Genomic DNA, 19,052 nt, shown 5'->3' on the forward strand with positions numbered 1-19,052 from the left:
TAATCTGTAATTAATGACCAAAGACTAATAAGAATTAAAGAAGTTTTATAAAACAAAAAGGATTGTAAAATATATTTAAAAATTAGGATGTAAATGAAAAATAAAATTTGCTAAGCAACTAACGCTATCATAATTATTACAATTATAGCTTTAAAATTATTAAAGGCAAAGACTAAACAATAACAACTAAATACAACCAGACATGAAGATTAACAGAGCAAATTTTAAAAAGCCAAGATTAGTAATTTACATTATTTTAATTGTGTCTTACTTTTTTACGGCATGTCAAGAGAAAGAGTTTTATACAGAAGAAAAATCTGAAGCAGATTTATCATTTACTGCTTCGTCCGATCTTACAATAGGAACGATAAAATTTGAGCAAAGTGGACCAGTAGGAGGTGGTTACCCGAATGTTGTAACATGGGATCCTAATGATGCTGATAAAGTTTACTTTGGATCGGATATCGGTGGGACTGGTGTTTCAACTGATTATGGTAAAAGTTTTAAAACGAAATGTAAAGGGTTGGGGTATCAAGATTCTCACCAAAAAATAGCAACTCTTAATGCCATTGATGTTAACGGGAGTACAGTAATTGTTGGAGGAACAGGGTTTAAAGGTGTTGGTGGTGAAGTAATATCTTCTACAGACGATGGAGAATCTTGGAATGTGGACTCTTCCGATATTTCTTTTTCTGCTCAAAATAGTAATGCACCTTTACCAACGGGTAGACCACGATCTACAGATGCAAGTTTAATTCAATGGCTATATGGTAATACATGGGTGGCTGGCACTTATAAGGATGGTGTATGGATATCAACTGATAACCGTTCAAATTGGACTAAGATAAATGGCGTGTTTAATAGCGGTGCTGTTCACGTTCGTGCTATGGCCAAACATCCTACTGACTCTAATTCAGTTTATGTGGGATTATGGGGAGATGATTCATCCATTCCGAATAAAGGATTGTGGCTCATAAGCGATTTGGATACTTCGTCGCCTTCAGGTACGAAAATTTCAAATATACCAGATGTAGTGGAATCTATTGTGCTTTTAGGAAATCGACTTTATCTAGCTTGTGGCAGATTTGGGGTAAGAAGATATGTGCCATCTAACGGCAATTTATCTGATATTACTGGTAGCATAGGTACATCAGTTATGTCAACTGCTATAAGTGGGTATAAAAGAAATTGGAATACAGATAGAATTGTTGTTGGTACCGCTGCTGGTGATGGAGATATTTGGCTATCTGAGGATAGTGGAACAACTTGGGCCAATACAACAGCTTCTGGAGTATCTAACACGCCTTGGAATGGCACTCAAGATTTACTTGTATTTCAAAAGCATGGAAATTGGGCTTTAGGTAAATCCAATTGTGACGTTGCGTCAATTCAGGTATCACCGCATGATAATAGAAAATGGGTTGTTTGTTCTACTTCAGCTATTTGGACTACTCATGATTCAGGAGCTACTTGGAGGCCAGCCAATGGATTCCAGATTTTAACCTATCGAGATGTGGATATAAATAATCAAACTGGTGTAATAGCAGTTGGGAATACAGATCATGATTTAGTGGTATCTAGTGATGGAGGTTCTAATTGGTATTCTGCAGGGCTTAACGGTGTAACTACGGGTCATGGAATTACTTTTTCGCCTGATGGATCTGAGTTGGCACTTGCAGCTAATGAACGGGATAATAATAATGAAGAAGGTAAGTTTGGAATCGTTTCTTCGCTTTCCACATCTTCTCCAGTAGTTGACGAAGTTACAAATACTCCTTCTCCTAAGAGAATTATAGGTTGTTCTTGGGTTGAGTTTCCTGGTGGAACGGAGCGTATAATTGCTGCAGTAGATAATGGAGAGATTATAACTTCGGATAGACCTTCAAATAGTAATAATTTTTCAACTAATTGGGTTTCACGTAGTACTCCAGCTTTTAGGGGGCTTCAGTCTAACAATGGGCTTAGATGTTCAGTGGTAACTAATGGTAATACAACTACATTTAAGTTTGATAGGCTAACTGGTGTTTGGAGAACGACAGATTACGGTGTATCATGGACTAAAATTCTAACTGAACCAGTTGGAAAAGATGAAGGCTATTTAGCTTATGATAGCTTAAAAGATATATTGTATGTTTCAACTGATGAGGATGTATTTCGAATTGATAATGCTTCAGTTGGTTCTTCTCCTTCTAAGGTTGATTTAAACTATCTAACTGATAACCCGGGAGCAATGTCTTTAGATCCTAGTGGCCGTTTATTAGTATATGCAAGGCCTAAAAATGCAAGCAGTCCCGATTGTTTTTTATACAGACTTAACAATCCTCATAACACTCAAAGTGGTTGGATTGATAAAGCCGATGATACATTGAGAGAAGTAGCGGCAACAGCAATTGATATGAGCGCATCTGATGATTACATTGTTTTAATAACAGATGGTAAAGGCTTGCTCATTTCTTCAAATGATTAAAAACTAATTTAATACAATAAATATATTAGACGGTGTAATTCTTTTCGCCGTCTATCATTATAAGTTTTTTAAGTTTATATTTAAAAAAAATCAGAATAGATTTATTATGAAAAAATCAAAATTTTTAATCTATATTTTTATAGCTTTATTAGGTTTTGGCAGTTTTGCTCAAACGTATGAAGTCCCTTTTCAAAATCTAAAAATTTTAAATGGTAATACTCATGCGCATTCTATATTTTCCTATTCTCATGGTAGTCATTTAAAAAAAAGTGCAAATTTTATTAAAGGAGATAAGGTTATGTTTACAGATTCTCTCTTTGTTAGCAGGCCAAAAAATAAAGAACTTAAGGAAAATTGGGACTTGTTTCAAGGTTTACCAGAAAAACATTATGAAGAAGCTAAAAATGCCAATTTTAATTTTTACTGCGTTACAGACCATTCACAAGAAGAAGCTTTTTTTCCAGATAGTAAAAACAATACAGCGTGGGCAGTTGCCCAAAAACAAGCAGAAATGGCTTCAAATAGTGATTTCACAGCTTTTATGGGTGTAGAACACTCAGAGAATGATAGCAATAATGGAAGGGGACATTTTAATGTAATTGGGTCTTCTACATACATTAATGCCATTCGTCCAGGAATAGATATTCCATATTTCTATAATTGGCTTAAAGAAAATCCAAAAAATTTAAAAACAGGAAATCCGGTAGTGGTAACGTTTAATCACCCCGATAAAAAACAATTTAATAACTGGGCGTATCGTGATGATGAAATTACCGAAATAATAACCTTGTTAGAAATAATTAATAGCAAAAAGTCTAAATATGAAGGTTTTGTAAATGCTTTAGATAAAGGCTGGAAGGTTTCTCCAGTAGCAGGTATTGATAACCATAATTACACAGAAATTTCAAAAGCAGAATCAAGAACTTTTGTTTTAGCAGAAAATAATTCGCCAAAAGCTATTTTAAACGCTATGCGTAAAAGAAGAACGTATGCTACTTATGATAAGAATTTAGAGTGTCGTTATTCGGTTAATGATTCTATTATGGGAAGTAGTATCCCTAAATCAGAAACCTATAATCTACAATTATATATTAATGACCCTGATATTGATGATAAGACCGATAAGATATCCAAAATAGATATTATAACTCGAGAAGGTAAAATCATTAAATCTATTGAGCCTAAAAGCTTGAAGCACGAAAACTACTTTAATGTGTCTATAGAAAATAAAGATATAGATACCTATTTCTTTGTTCAAGTTTGGGATAATACAAAAACTAAAAAAGTAGAGATTTCAAAACCCGTAGCTTGGCTTGCACCAATATGGATTTTAAAATAAATAACAATAAACTACAGGATCAATCCATACAAAATCTTTTAAAAAAATATAAAATGACTATTCATAAAATTACTTTTACTTTAATATTATTCGTGTTAATGAATTCGTGTTCGAATCAAACTACTGTAAAAGGTAGCGACGATTTAAATAGTATTATTAGTCAATTAACTGTAGAAGAAAAAGTAAGTCTGCTTCATGGATTTATTTCCGATAGTATTCCAAAACGATTTGAAAGTGGTGGTATTCCAAGATTAAATATTTCTCCAATAAAAATGCTAGATGGACCAGTAGGTTTACGTGATTTTGACAGCGATCAACCTTCTACAGCGTTGTCATCTACACTTTCTTTATCCTGTTCTTGGGATTCAACAGCAGTTAGAAAATATGCAAATGTGTTAGCTAACGAAATGGTTTCATTTGATAAACAAGTATTGTTTGGGCCTGGAATTAATTTAATGCGCTCACCTTTAGCTGGAAGAAATTTTGAGTATATGGGCGAAGATCCTTATTTAACAGGAACACTTGCAAATATTTATATAGAGGAGTTACAGAAACATAATATTGCTGGTTGTGCAAAACACATTGTGGCTAATGATATTGATGGTTTACGCCATTTTATTAGTTCTAAAGTAGATGAAAGAACATTAAGAGAGTTACACCTTTTACCTTTTGAAAACGTTGTAAAAGATGCTAATGTTTGGACAATAATGGCTGGTAATAATCTTGTAAATGGTGTTCATGTTGCAGAAAACAAAAATATACTTAACTCTATTTTAAGAGACGAATTAAATTACGACGGTGTTGTTGTTAGTGATTGGAGAGCAGCCTATACACCACTAGCAAGTTTTACAGGAGGTTTAGATATGAGTATGGGATTCTGTGCTTATGTTTACGGAAATGGAGATTTATTAGAGCTTGTAAAAAATGGAACAATAAAAGACAAAGACTTGAACGATCGCGTTTACCGTATTTTAAAACTCTACCAACGCACAGGACTTTTAGATAAGGAAAAGACCAAGAGTGCATTTAAAGTCAATACACCAGAACATAAAAAAATAGCATTAGAAACAGCGGCAGAAGGCATGGTTTTATTAAAAAACAACAATACATTTTTGCCATTAAAAGCAAATGATATTAGTAAAATTATTGTTACTGGACCAGCTTTAAATTATGTAGCATCAGGAAGAGGATCAAGTAAAGTAGACTCTGAGTTTTCTACAACACCATTGGCAGGTTTAATTAATGTTTATGGAAAAGATAAATTAATAGAAATAAAAGACATTAACGATATTGACGATGCTAAGTTAAAACAATATGTAAATTCAAAATATCCAGTTTTATACTTTGCCGAAGGGCAACAAGGAGGTGAAGGTCACGATATGACAACTTTAGCATTACGTGGTAATCAAAGTGAGACTATTAATAAATGGAGTAATAAATTTTCAACTGCGGTAATTGTACAATCTGCTAGTGCTTTTGAAACAAGTTCATGGGAAAACAATACAAAGGCCATTTTAAGCGCTTGGTATGCTGGCCAATCTACAGGCGATGCTATAGCAAGTATTTTAAGCGGACAAACAAACCCTGGAGGGAAACTAAGTTTTACAATGGCTAAAAAATTAAACGATTATGCGCCACATGCGTTAGGGACTTGGCCGCCAAAAGCAGTTATAGATCCAGCACCGCTTAAAGCTTCTTTTATACCAGAAGAACGTTCTGCAGTACATGGTTACGATATGGAATATAAAGAAGGCGTTCTTTTAGGATATAGATGGTTCGATACAAAAGGCATTAAGCCAGCTTATGAGTTTGGATTTGGATTAAGTTATACAACATTTAAAATGTCAGATTTTGAAATTGAAGTGACCAATACAAATAACGAAGAGCCAGAAGTTCATATTAAAGGAACAATTACCAATACAGGTTCTGTTGCAGGAAGTGAGGTTATTCAAGTGTATGTAGGAGATCCTCAAAGCTCTGTAAATAGACCTACTAAAGAGTTGAAAGCTTTCGATAAAATTAAGCTTGCGCCTAATGAAAGCGAAACTTTTTCTTTTAATTTAACAAAAGAAGCGTTTGCCTTTTGGGATGTACAAACTCATGATTGGAAACTTGAGGAAGGAAAGTTTATAATATCTGTTGGAACATCTTCACGCCAAATAACTAATCAAGAAATTATAAGATTAGACTAATCTTATCTGTTACGCTAGTAAATAACTGAAATTGTATTTCAAATTTCAGCTATTTACTGGTATTTGTTCTGTTGGTAATAGTAGCAGAAATATTAAAAACAATGGTTTTCAATATGATATAGGTGTATTTTTTTTACTTGTAAATAGATAAGAAAAATCTTATTAGATAAAAAGAAGAATTCTATTTTAAATTTGCTCAATGTAAATGCTGGTTTTCTGAGTTTTAATCAAATTTTTCAACCTTTGATTGACTTATTGCAGGAAAATATATACGGCATTTGAGTTAATTTCTATCTTAAGTAAAATGTAAAAATCCCATAAACAAAATGTTTATGGGATTTTTTTGTGGAATTTAAACAATTCCTAGCGGAGAATGAGGAACTATCCAAAATTTCATTTTTTAAGAATTCATAGGGCTTAACAGCATTGATAAATTAATTACGCACCGAATTACGCACCACTTCCTAATTTATTGTTAATCTAAATTAAAAATGGATAATTTTTGATGAATTTGGTCAACTGAAATTTAAATTCCTACATTTTTTACTATTGTTCTAATTAAAATTTAATTTTATCAATTGTCATTCCATTTAAATAATCGGGTTTATAACCCGAATGTCATTAGCTGGAGTCAAGTTATCCCTATAAATTAAATCTAGCCTTTGATAAAACTGATAGTATTTTTATGGGGACTGAACAATTACAAATTTTAATGTTTTGCATCTATTTTAAAACCTTTGATTCAGTATATTATAAGAATGATCATTAATATTTTTCAGATTTGGCTTAATTCTTTATCAATAACATTTTTTTCGACCTCCGAGTTATGAACTCTAACCGTTTAGCATTAAAACTACTCAATGCATATTAAATTATACTGATTTACAGAGTTTTAGTTTTATTTGTTATTGTATTATTTCAAATAATATCAATAAATGTTGTACCTATGTTGTACCTTAGTTTTGTATATTTACTTTACACACTAATTTTCATCATTTATGTCATCAGTTAGAGCAGTTATAAGGACAAAACCCAATTCTCAAAACTTATTTCCCATTGTAATTCGAATAACAAAGGATAGGAAAACTTCTTTTTTATATACTGGTCAATATATTAAGAAGAATCAGTGGGATAATAATAAAGGACAAGTAAAAAAATCTCATCCTGATGCATTAAATATTAATCAATTAATTTTAAAAAAACTTTCAAAGGTCAATAGGGGATTATTGGATGCAGAAACGAATAATAAATATTTATCTTCAAAAAATGTTAAAAGATCAGTAATTTCTAAGAAGACTAATGAATTTTTTGAAGTAGCAAAAGTCTATCTAAAAAAAATTGAAGACAGAAAGAAATTCCATCAGTTAGATATTGAAATTAAGCGCATTGAAGTTTTTAAAGAGTTCCTTAATAAGGATAAACTTTTTTTTGATGAATTAAATATTGAGTTACTCATAAAATTTGAGAATTTCCTACTTAACGAACGCAATCTATCAAAGCGGACAGCAGTTAATTATATGATTACCATTAGAACAATTTTTAATATATCAATAACTAAATCTGTAGCTAATACTCAGTTTTATCCATTTGGAAAAGGAAAATATCAAATTAGATTTCCAGAAACTAGAAAGATAGGGTTGAATATTGATGAAATCAGAATTCTTGAAAACATAAATGGGCTTACAAAAGAACAACAGTATGCTTTAGATGTGTGGTTAATTAGTTTCTATTTTGCAGGTATAAGAGTTAGTGATGTGTTGAAGTTGAAATGGAAGGATTTTTTAGATGATCGACTACATTATACAATGGGGAAGAATAACAAGTTAGTCTCTTTAAAAGTTCCAAGTAAAGTTTTAAATATTCTAAATAAACTTGATAGGAATGTTAACTCAATATATTTATTTAAAGAATTGGAAGGTGTTGAAGTTAAAGACGAAAAATTAATAAGAACTAGGATAAAAACAGCAACAAGGAATTTTAATAGACGATTAGAGATAGTTGCAGAAAAAGCAGGAATAGATAAGAAATTAAGCATGCATATTGCACGTCATAGTTTTGGTAATATCTCTGGAGATAAAATACCTATTCAAATGTTACAAAAATTATATAGACATTCTTCGGTGACAACTACCATAATGTATCAGTCAAATTTTGTTCAAAAAGATACGGATGAGGCATTAGATAAAGTTATTAATTTTTAAAATTCAGGCGTGGTGGAATTGGTAGACACGCTAGAATTAGGGTCTACCGCAGTAATATTTGGGAGTTCGAGTCTTCCAACCTGTATAAAAGCCGAAGAGTAATCTTTGGTTTTTTTTTGTTAAAAAAGGTGTTTTTGCAAAGTGGAACACTTTTCTGCTTTGCTAATGAATCATTCAAATGATTTAAAAAGCTAATCATTTTATAACCAATATTGGTTCCATTTCTTTTACTTCATATTCAATTTAAAGATCTTTTTAAGCGTCTTAGATAATTTAGATTAATTCTAGGGTAATATTATAAGCATTCATAGTTAAGGATTAAAGTAATTTTGAGTGTTAAATTAAAAAGAAACTCTTTTATGATTAATTTGAATTTGAAAAATTTGATTTTAATAGCTGTTGTTGCGCTATTCAGTTTTCAAGAAGTTATGGCTCAGGTTTACCCAGTTTCCGATCCTTCGAATAATGGTAATTGGGTTTTGAATACTGATATTAGTGATGAGTTTGATGGAGGTGCCTTAGATGAAGTGAAATGGCAAATTCAAGGAAAGGATGGTATTTATAAGTCTAACTTTATTGGTAGAGCACCGTCTCAATTTAATCCAAATAATGTTTTAGTAGAAAATGATAAACTCAAAATAAGAACAAAATGGGAACCAAGTTTCCCCTTTTCATCAACGCCACAAAACGGTGTTGCTTATGAGAATATAACGACAGCTGCTCTTATAAGTAAGCAGCAATTTCAATATGGCTACATGGAAATAATGTCTAAAGCTGCAAAAGCTGAAATTACAAGTTCTTTTTGGACCACAGGTTTTCAGTCAGAATTGGATATGTTTGAAATGTTTGGAGACCCAAAGGACGTTAATTTAGCGTGGAGAAAACGACTTAAATTTAATATGATTAGTTGGGACCCTAACAATACATATTATCTTCCAGATGGTAATGGGCCAGCGCATACGCGTAATATTCAAGCAGACAATAACACAGCTGATGCTTTTCATGTTTATGGGTTTGAATGGACTTCAGAATATATAAAAGTTTATATAGACGGTGTTTTACATCCTAATGGCACAATTTTAAAATCTGTAATCACTAATAATGGTGCTGATAATGAAAGATGGGTAACAGACGTATCTTATTGGATTTGGTTTGATTCGGAAACGTTTCCTTGGTTAGGCATACCAGATCAAAATGACTTAGCAACACCAGTAGATTATGAAATTGAATATATTCGAGTTTGGCAAACAAATCCTGCTATAGATGAGGTTTCAGTAACTGGAACTACAGACGCAGCAGAACCAGATTCCAATGGGGAATTTACTGTAAGTTTACCTAGTGGAGTTCTGGCAGGTGAAGATATTTTAGTGAATTACACGGTAGGAGGAACTGCAACAGAAGGAACAGATTATTCAAACTTATCTGGAACAGTAACAATTTTAAACGGAAATAACAGTGCTTTAATTCCAATTAATGTGATAGATGATAGTGATACAGAAGGTAGCGAAACCATAATAATTACTTTGTCATCTACAAGTGTAGGAACCATAAATACAACTCCTGCAGAGATTAATATTATAGACACAGCATTATCGGGAACCACTTTATCTGCTGGGGATGTAGCCATTGTAGGATGGAAAGCAGAAGGTAGCAACAACGGTGCCGTTGCATTTATGCTTTTAAAAGATATTGTAGCAAACACCAAAATATCATTCTCAAACAGAAGTTGGAAAGGATCACAAGATGGATGGACAGGAGATTACAGTGTTGATGATGTTTGGACATGGACAGCTGGTACTTCTTATAGCGTTGGAACTATTTTTAAATTAGATTCAGACGGTTTAGTAAAAAGAGCTACTGGAGGAACTGAATCAATTGTAGGTAGTATGACTCATGATGTTTTAGGGAAAATTGATTCATCAGATGATGATTCAAGCTTTGACCTTTCTAGTGGTGGAGATTCTGTATTAGTTTATCAAGTATATGGTGCTTTTTCAGAACCAATAGATCCAATGTCATCAGCTTGGATAACAGGTATTAATACTAACGGTGGCTGGGGAACAGGAGGAGGAAATACCTTTTGCGCCTTACCAACAATATTAGCTAACGGATTAACTGCCAATGCCGTTGGTTCAGATCAAGATAACGGTTTTTATACCAGTGAGTTATTAGGTAATGTATCTTCTCTTAGGGCTAGTATTAATAATAGTGCTAACTGGATTACAGATGAAGATGTAATTTATAATTTATGGAGTTATGCCGAAAGTGTAGGTGCTAATTTTGGCAACATTGGAAGTGCTGGCACATTAAGTATTTCAAATTTTGATAGAGCAAAAGGTGTTTCAATCTATCCAAATCCAATAAGTGCTTCAACTTTACAGAACATAAATGTTTCCGCTTCTGGGGCTAAACGAATTGTACTATACGATATTTTGGGTACGCAATTATTATCAGTTGATAAAAACACAGAACCTTATAAGTTGCCAATTGAAAACTTAAAAAGCGGCGTATATTTTATCTCTATAATTTTCAATACAAAATCAGAAACAAATAAAATTGTTATTAAATAAACTTAAAAAAATGAAAAATTTTACGCTCACAAAAATTGTATTTATTGCTTTTATTTCCATGATAGCAAATACCTTTTTTTTGGAAGCTCAACAAACGCGTCCAAATGTAATAGTAATTTTAGCTGATGATTTGGGGTATGCAGATGTTGGGTTTAACCGAGATGCAAGTTTTCCCGCTGATCAAGGAGTGATTCCAACACCAAATTTAGATGTTTTAGCTAACAATGGTATAATTTGTAAAAATGCTCACGTGGCACATCCCTTTTGTGGGCCAAGTAGAGTAGCAATTCTAACCGGTATGTTACCACATAGAATTGGAGCACAATATAATTTGCCAAACGATATTACTACAACTTTAGGGATTCCAACAAACGAAACTTATTTTTCTACGTTACTTCAGGATTCAGGTTATAATACATCTGCTTTTGGTAAATGGCACTTAGGGTTTGAGGAAAATTCTTATCAGCCATTAGATAGAGGTTTCGATTATTTCTTTGGATTTCTTGGAGGAGGAAAAGGATATTTTGAAGAAGGTTATGAAGATAATTTTTATAATAGATTAGGAGGAAGTAATCCAGTAACTAATGAGTATCAAGATCCATTATGGAGACAAAGAGGATATGTCACTGAAAGCGAATTTAGTGATGCTCCAAATGAAGATTATTTAACAGATGTGCTTACAGATGAAGCTATAGCTTATATAAACACAAATGCACCTTCTGATGATCCATTTTTCATGTATTTAGCATACAATGCACCACATACACCTTTAGAGGCACCTGATGCTGAAAGGGCTCAATTTTTATCAGATAATCCAAATTTTTACAACTTGGTAAGAAATAGTTCGTATATGTATAATGCAAATCAAGTAAGTGATAGTAACATGGAAGATGATGTTCGTGATGATATTGGAGATGCAGCCTATGATGCCATGACCCAACAAGAAAAAGACGATGCTATTTTAGCAGCAAGAGAAGCAAAAATTGAAGAATTTACTCAGAATCGTATTACCTATGCTACTATGGTTTCTAACATGGATGCTAATATAGGTAGACTTGTTGATGAGTTAGATAATAATACCGTTGAGTTTAATAATACTGTAATCATATTTTTAAGTGATAATGGAGGTTATACGTACAGTAAAGGCGCTGTAAATTACCCGCTTGATGCATTAAAAGGAAGTGTAAAAGAAGGTGGGCATAAAGTACCGATGTTTGTACATTGGCCAGCTCAAATCACTTCACCAGCTGTTTATAATCATCAATTAAGTTCTTTAGATTTATATCCAACATTAGTAGGTTTAGCTGGAACAACAGTACCTGTAAGTAAAACTATTGATGGTGTAGATTTCATGGATGATTTAATAGCAGGTAATGATGCTAGAGCAAATGAATCTTTATTAATTATGAGACCTTATAATGGCTTTCATAATGGAGGTATTGCTATGGGACAATGGAAAATAGTAAAGACTGGAGGAAATGGTACATGGAAATTATATAATATTTTAACCGATCCTGGAGAAACAACAGATTTAAGAGGGTCTGAACCTAGTGCAGAACAAATTATTCAAGATATTTTAGATCAAGCTATTGCTTTAGTTGCTGAATTTAAAGATGTAAAACCAGCTTGGTTTGATAACGATGGAGGAGGCGCAGGACATCCCCACAGTTCTGAATGGAATAATGGTACATTGCCTGGTTATAATTTACTTCTTGAAAGTCAATTATTATTACTTGAAAGTGAAATTAGTGAAATCAGTATTACAGGTGAAACTGACGCTATTGAAGGAGAGATTGATGGTGTTTTTACAGTAAGTTTACCAGATGGCATTTTAGCTGGTGAAGATATAGATGTAACCTATACATTAAGTGGAGAGGCAACAGAAGGAACAGATTATACAGCTTTATCTGGTACAGTAACTATTTTGAACGGAACTAATAGTTCTGATATTACGATTGTAGCTGGTACTGATGCTCTTGAAGAAATTAGTGAAACGGTTATTATTACATTACAATCTACAAGTGTAGGAAGTGTAAATACTACGCCTGCAAGTATTACTCTTTTTGATCCAATTACACCTACTGTTTTAACGGCAGGTGATGTTGCTATAGCTGGTTTTAAAGCTGCGAGTGGTAATAGTGGAGAGGTAGCTTTTGTGATCCTTAAAGATATAAATGCTGGAACTAATTTGAGCTTTTCAAACCGTGGATGGAAATCTGATGGCTCATTTAATACAGGTGGCGGAGGTAGCCCTTTTGGTATTGATGATGTTTACTCATGGACAGCAACTGATGCTCATGCTATCGGGACTATTTTTAAACTTGGAAATAATGGAAAAGTAACAACTGTTATAGCAGGAGCTGAAACCGAAGTTGGTAATACAGTACAAACATTTGGTACTGATGGCGATTGGGATCTTTCACCAGCAGGAGATAGTGTTTTAATCTATAACGGAGATTCTTCAACACACCCAGCTGATGGCAGTAGTAATTGGATTACTGGATTAAACACTAATGGTATAGTATCTGCTGCAGGTTGGGCCGCAGGTGGTGGTAATGCATATTGTGAGTTACCAACTGCTCTAGTAGGGTTTGATATTGATGTTACAGGTGGTGACGAAACTTTAAACCTTTGGGATGTAAACCATGGCGTATATACTGGTGGAGCAACGGGAAGTATTGCTACAATAAGAGCTAATATTAATAATTATCAAAATTGGGACTTAGATGAATCAAATGCTTATTTTTTATGGAGTAGTTCTGAAACTGTTGCCTCTAATATAGGAGACATATTTTTAGGACAAATAACGTTATCATCAAATAGTACCGATAAATCAAATTTTGATTTAAAAGTGTATCCAAATCCATTTTCAGATAGCTTTAGTGTAAAACTTAATAAAAACTATGATAAAGTACAAGTTGAAGTTTTGTCACTCACCGGGAAAATAATAAAAAAGTTAAGCCCAAATTTATCTAATTTCAATATTGATACGTCTAGTATGTCTGGTGGTATGTACTTTTTAAGAGTTAAATCTGATGATTTTTCAATAACACGAAAAATAATTAAGCTCTCAAAGTAAATAAGTCTATAAAATATTTTTTTTACAATAAATGCCTAAACTAAATTCACATAGGTAATATATAGTATGTAAGGGGTAAAAATTATTACAATGTAACTTTTTAAAGTTTCTAACTTTACATACTATAAACTTATGAAACAAATTAAATAGCTAATTAAACTAAAACAAATGAAAGTAAAAAAAGGATTATTTGCTAAAAATTTATGGGTTAAGAGGTTACTCATATTGTTTTTGGTATTAAGTTATGGGTTTACAGCCCAAGCACAAGAGGTCACTGTACAAGGTGTCGTAAACGGTGAAGATGGTATGCCTATTCCGGGTGCTACTGTTTTAGTACAAGGCACAACTAGAGGTGCTGTAACTGACTTTGATGGGAATTATGCCATTATTGCAAACATGGGTGATACATTAATATTCAGTTATGTTGGAATGCAAGGGGTGTCTCTTAAAGTTTCAGATAAACAATTAAACGTGACATTAAAGGAAGATGTTTCCGAATTAGAAGAAGTTGTTGTAATTGGTTATGGTACTCAAAAGAAAAAGGAAATTACTGGAGCTGTAGCTCAGGTAAAGGCAGAAGATATAGAACAAGTTATCACGAGTGATATAAGTAATGCTTTACAAGGTCAAATTGCAGGTGTAAATGTTACTGCAACTAGTGGAGAGCCGGGAGAAAGTGCAGGTATCCTTATTAGAGGGGTTTCTTCATTAACAGGTTCTAATTCCCCGTTATATGTTGTTGATGGTGTGCCGCAATCTAATGGTGATCCTGGATTAAACCCTAATGAAATTGAAACCATAGATGTTTTGAAGGATGCAGCTTCTGCATCAATATATGGAACTAGGGCCGCCGGAGGTGTTATTTTGATTACAACTAAAAAAGGTAAACCAGGAAACACTAAGGTTGGTTTAGATATGTCAAACGGTTTTCAAATAATCACAAGGCAAACACCTTTAATGAATACCAATGAACAGATATTTTTCGATATTAGAAATCCAAGAAATAATAATGTTCCAGCTTCTGGAGATCGTTTCAGTTTACTTAACGACAACGATTTAAGAGATTTCACTAATAATGATTTAGCAGAAGTTAATCGTTACAACTTTAATATATCAGGAGGACAAGACGATATAAATTATAGTCTTGTTGCTGGTTTCTTTGACCAAGAAGCAACTGTTGTGAATTCTAGTTTGAAACGTTATAATATGAGAGCAAATGTAGCTTTAGAAAAGAATAAATGGTCATTCAATAACGGTTTTGGTTTTACAATAGATGAAAGGAAGCGACCTAGTTTTTTGCTTCTGTTTTTTGGACAACAAGCAGCACCTTATTTAGATCAAGTTAGTGCTAATACTCAATCTGCTAGTAATGATACTGATGATTCTCAAACAGGAAGTGCTTTTCAACGTGTTCTTGAAGCATTAACACAAACAAATGATGCTGGTCGTTATAGGTTTGAAGCTAATTCTAATATTAAGTTTAAAATAAATAAAAATTTAGAGTTTTCAACGTTAATAGCAGGAACCTTTACTAATGAGTTCAATAAAATTGTTCAACCTCCTTTTGCATTGTTTGATGCTAATGGAGCTAATTTAAGACCAGCTTCTGAAAGTTTTGTTTTTGAGGCAAGATCTCGAAATGTCTTATTGAATTTTAATGCTGGTCTAAATTACTCAAAAGAATTTAATAAGCATAGTGTCGAAGCATTAGCACTTTTCAATTTAGAACAGGATTATTATACGTCAATAGGAGCTGTAAATAGAGGATTGTTATTCCCTAGCACACCTACGTTATCCTCAGGTTCAATTCTTCCAACTGTTGGCTCACAAGGCACCTTTAGTTTACGTGGTGTTCCACAAAACGCTAACAATCCAGATTATCGTATCAAAAGAATAGGTACAGTAGGCCGGATACAATATAATTATGATGAGCGTTATTTATTAAGTTTAAGTGGACGAGTTGATGCTTCTAATCAATTTTCTTCGGATAATCTTTATGCATTTTTTCCATCTGCTTCTGTTGGTTGGAACATCTCTGATGAAAAATTTTGGAATATAAATACGATTAACAGTTTAAAATTTAGAGCTAGTATTGGTACTACAGGGAATGATAGATTTGAACCCAACACAAGATTTAATCAACTTGTTCCTCAATATGATGCCAATATAGGTGGTGCACAACAACCTGGACTTATTCAAGATTCTTTTGGTAATGCAGGAGTTAAGTGGGAGGTTACAATTCAAAAAAACATAGGTTTAGATATGAGTTTTTTGAAAAACAAAATTACAGTTACTGCTGATTATTATGAAACTGATAAAAATGATTTACTTGCTGAAATTCAAATTCCTGCTAGTTTTGGTGCTACTGTCCTTTTTGATAGAAACCAAACGGGTTCTCGAACTACAGTTGTAAATGTGGGGAGTATGACTAATAAAGGTTTTGAAACTTCAATTAGATATCGTCCAAAAACGGGTAATGTACGTTGGAATATTTTAGGAACGTTTTCTACAAATAAAAATGTGGTTACTAAGTTAAATTCTGAATCTGGAAGGTTTTACTTTCCTAACAACCTAGTGTTTTCAGATCCTAACTCGCAACTTATTGGATTAGAAGAAGGTCGTGAGGCTGGTGCCTTTTTAGTTTATGAAACAGATGGTATCTTTAAAGAACAAGCTGATGTAGACGCATACAACGCACTTTATAGTGAAAATAAGTCTTTAGGAGATAGAAAATTTGTTGATTCTGATGGAGATGGTGTTTTATTTAGTGATAAAGATAGAGTATATAAAGGGAGTGGGCTTCCAGATTATGAGATTGGTCTTAACTTAAGTGCAACTTATAAAAATTGGTATTTTGCAGCTAACTGGTATGCTTCTTTAGGAAACGAAGTGATAAATGGTACAAAAGCATTCGCATATAGGTCCGGTCGACATAAGGACTTGCTTTACCAATATATTGAAGGTGTTAATGAAAATACTTCAATTCCTAGTTTTCCTTCTACTTTTGACAACTCTGTAAATACTAATTTCTCTAGTTTATCAGACGTTTTTATTGAAGATGGTTCGTTTTTAAGACTTCGTAATGTGGTTATTGCTTATACTTTGCCAAAAGAAGTATCTGAAAAAATCGGTTTTTCTAGATTAAATATTTTTGCCAATGCACAGAATGTTTTAACGATAACAGATTACACAGGGCTAGACCCAGAAGTAGGAGGTAATAGTATTGAATTTAAAGGAGTTGATAGAGGCCTTATACCAGTAAGTGCTAGTGTTAACCTAGGATTAAGATTAAACTTCTAAAAAACATAAAAATGAAAAATATAATTATAATTTTAATTGGTTTTATGATGTTCTCTTCTTGCGAAGAGTATTTAAACGAACCCAATCCCAATGCTCCAGATTTACTGGATAATGCCAATTCATTGGAAGATTCAGATAGAGTTCTTAATGGTCTTTATAATACTTTATTTAATCAATATGTAATGAGTATTCAGGAAGATAACGTTTGGTCTGATATTGGAGCTCTAAAAAGACGTATTGAACTTTCTACAAACGCTCAAGGACATACAGATTTCTATGCTCAAGATGTAAATGGACAAACGGCCAGAATTGCTCAACGCTGGAGTGCGTTGTATCGTGGTATTTTTGTTTCTAATCAAGTGCTTGCAGTTCTCGATAAAGTTAAAGGGAATTTAAGCGCCGGAGAACTTGAAGAATGGAATATACAAAGATCTCAAGCGCTTTTTTTTAGAGGCTTATATCATTCTTATGCGCATTCTGTTTTTAATAATGGTAAGATTATTATTCGTGATAAATATGAAACTGATTTAGCAAAAAGAAATAAAGATGTTTCTTCATCAGCAGATGTTATTGCGTTTTTCAGAAAAGACTTAGCAGATGCCATTGAGTTTTTACCAGAATCTTGGGGAGCATCAGATTTAGGTAGGGTTACAAAAGGTGCGGCAACCATGATTTTGGCTAATTCATATTTATATGAAGCCACAGAAGGTAAACCATTACTAAACCCTGATATGGCACTTATAGAAAAAGCTAAAGATCTTTATGAAGATTTAATAAATGATTACGGCTACGCATTAGAAACACGAGTTGATACTAGAACACTAGAAGGTTCTTACATGTTTACTCATAATGGTGAATTTAATAAAGAATCAATTTTTGAAATCCCTTATACTAATGAATTTGGGCTTGAGTTAGATCAATACAATGAAAAAAGTCCACATAGTAGATTAGCTAAAGAAACGGCTCATTTTAATTTCTTTGGAAATGATTTTTTACAACCAGCATCATGGTTATTTATAGCCTATGAAAATGAAGTTATAAATCCTGCAAATGCGATGAATATAGTAGAGCGAGGTAATAATACGCCTGGTTTTAGAAGAGAGTCTTTAAGAGCCTCTAATATGCTTTTCATGAATAATGATTTAGATACGCCAGTTTACAATGTGCCAAACGTATTACAATCCTCATTTGGAAATGGAGATAATCCTATTGGTTTAAGAAGTAATAGTTTAATATTTACGGCTTTTAAGAAATATACAAATCATGATATGGGTGTAAAGACTGAAGAAGATGCGGGAGTAGATGGTAATGCATTTTTATCGGGTAAAAATGTCATAATTAACCGATTATCTGAAGTGTATTTAAATTTAGCAGAATGTTATATTTATATGGGAAGATTGGGTGATGCCATAAGTTCTATAAACGAAATAAGAAATCGTTGGGCGTTAGAACCCTTAGATTTAGCAGCTCGTGTAGATGATCCAAGTATGGCATATGACGACGCTTCACTTATGGATCGTCTTATGTATTTTGAAAAACCTTTAGAGCTTGCTGCAGAAGGACACGCCATACGCGTTATAGATTTAAGACGTTGGGGAGTAGCAAAAGAACGCTTTACAAGTTTAAGTTCACAGTATTACCAAGGTGTTACTTTTCCAAATGCTAAGCATAGTTCAGACCCTCCTATTACACCAGATTTGGCAAGAGGCGCAAATGTTGGCACCAATCTTTTAGGTGATGTTATAGAGGTTATTGATGGTACAGGAAACAATGTTTTTAAAGAATTTGAAAATGCGGCAACTAATTATGTTCATGATTATAGTGATGTCTCAGTTGGAAAGAATGGATATTTACCTATTCCAACAGAAGAGACTAACTTTAATGAAGAACTTTAAAAAATAACA

Annotated in this window: 8 protein-coding genes; all 8 read left to right on the plus strand. The window is 33.0% G+C overall.

Translation table 11 applies throughout. The features are described from left to right. Nucleotides 1-202 precede the first annotated feature (202 nt). The 8 genes from AAFN75_RS13760 (at nt 203) to AAFN75_RS13795 (ending at nt 19,043) form a co-directional block, all read left to right on the plus strand. Entirely contained in the window at nt 203-2,467 is a 2,265-nt protein-coding gene (locus AAFN75_RS13760; RefSeq protein WP_411806868.1) for a WD40/YVTN/BNR-like repeat-containing protein, read from the plus strand. A 106-nt stretch (nt 2,468-2,573) separates the two neighbouring features. Then, nucleotides 2,574-3,806 carry a hypothetical protein gene (locus AAFN75_RS13765; protein ID WP_411806869.1) on the plus strand — a complete coding sequence of 411 codons (1,233 nt, stop codon included), beginning with the start codon at nt 2,574-2,576 and terminating at the stop codon, nt 3,804-3,806. 53 nt (nt 3,807-3,859) lie between these two features. After that, on the plus strand, nt 3,860-5,998 hold the full coding sequence (locus AAFN75_RS13770; protein WP_411806870.1) for a beta-glucosidase family protein: 2,139 nt from the start codon (nt 3,860-3,862) through the stop codon (nt 5,996-5,998). Nucleotides 5,999-6,996: 998 nt separating this feature from the next. Continuing rightward, nucleotides 6,997-8,199: a tyrosine-type recombinase/integrase gene (locus AAFN75_RS13775; protein ID WP_411806871.1), complete on the plus strand. Its 1,203-nt coding sequence runs from the start codon at nt 6,997-6,999 to the stop codon at nt 8,197-8,199. 359 nt (nt 8,200-8,558) lie between these two features. Further along, nucleotides 8,559-10,769, plus strand: a complete 2,211-nt coding sequence (locus tag AAFN75_RS13780) for a T9SS type A sorting domain-containing protein (RefSeq protein WP_411806872.1) — start codon at nt 8,559-8,561, stop codon at nt 10,767-10,769. A 10-nt stretch (nt 10,770-10,779) separates the two neighbouring features. Continuing rightward, the gene (locus tag AAFN75_RS13785) at nt 10,780-13,848 is read left to right on the plus strand and encodes a sulfatase-like hydrolase/transferase (protein ID WP_411806873.1); all 3,069 of its coding nucleotides are present in this window, start codon (nt 10,780-10,782) and stop codon (nt 13,846-13,848) included. A 168-nt stretch (nt 13,849-14,016) separates the two neighbouring features. Further along, the gene (locus tag AAFN75_RS13790; protein WP_411806874.1) at nt 14,017-17,148 is read left to right on the plus strand and encodes a SusC/RagA family TonB-linked outer membrane protein; all 3,132 of its coding nucleotides are present in this window, start codon (nt 14,017-14,019) and stop codon (nt 17,146-17,148) included. An 11-nt stretch (nt 17,149-17,159) separates the two neighbouring features. Next, entirely contained in the window at nt 17,160-19,043 is a 1,884-nt protein-coding gene (locus tag AAFN75_RS13795) for a RagB/SusD family nutrient uptake outer membrane protein (protein WP_411806875.1), read from the plus strand. The last annotated feature ends 9 nt before the right edge of the window (nt 19,044-19,052 follow it).

Source organism: Algibacter sp. AS12, assembly GCF_046736315.1.
GTDB lineage: Bacteria > Bacteroidota > Bacteroidia > Flavobacteriales > Flavobacteriaceae > Algibacter_B > Algibacter_B amylolyticus.

What these genes read in the sequence shown, in the direction of transcription:
- AAFN75_RS13795 (WP_411806875.1), top strand. Translation starts at nt 17,160, where the DNA reads ATGAAAAATATAATTATAATTTTAATTGGTTTTATGATGTTCTCTTCT.
- AAFN75_RS13785 (WP_411806873.1), top strand. Translation starts at nt 10,780, where the DNA reads ATGAAAAATTTTACGCTCACAAAAATTGTATTTATTGCTTTTATTTCC.
- AAFN75_RS13790 (WP_411806874.1), top strand. Translation starts at nt 14,017, where the DNA reads ATGAAAGTAAAAAAAGGATTATTTGCTAAAAATTTATGGGTTAAGAGG.
- AAFN75_RS13760 (WP_411806868.1), top strand. Translation starts at nt 203, where the DNA reads ATGAAGATTAACAGAGCAAATTTTAAAAAGCCAAGATTAGTAATTTAC.
- AAFN75_RS13780 (WP_411806872.1), top strand. Translation starts at nt 8,559, where the DNA reads ATGATTAATTTGAATTTGAAAAATTTGATTTTAATAGCTGTTGTTGCG.
- AAFN75_RS13775 (WP_411806871.1), top strand. Translation starts at nt 6,997, where the DNA reads ATGTCATCAGTTAGAGCAGTTATAAGGACAAAACCCAATTCTCAAAAC.
- AAFN75_RS13770 (WP_411806870.1), top strand. Translation starts at nt 3,860, where the DNA reads ATGACTATTCATAAAATTACTTTTACTTTAATATTATTCGTGTTAATG.
- AAFN75_RS13765 (WP_411806869.1), top strand. Translation starts at nt 2,574, where the DNA reads ATGAAAAAATCAAAATTTTTAATCTATATTTTTATAGCTTTATTAGGT.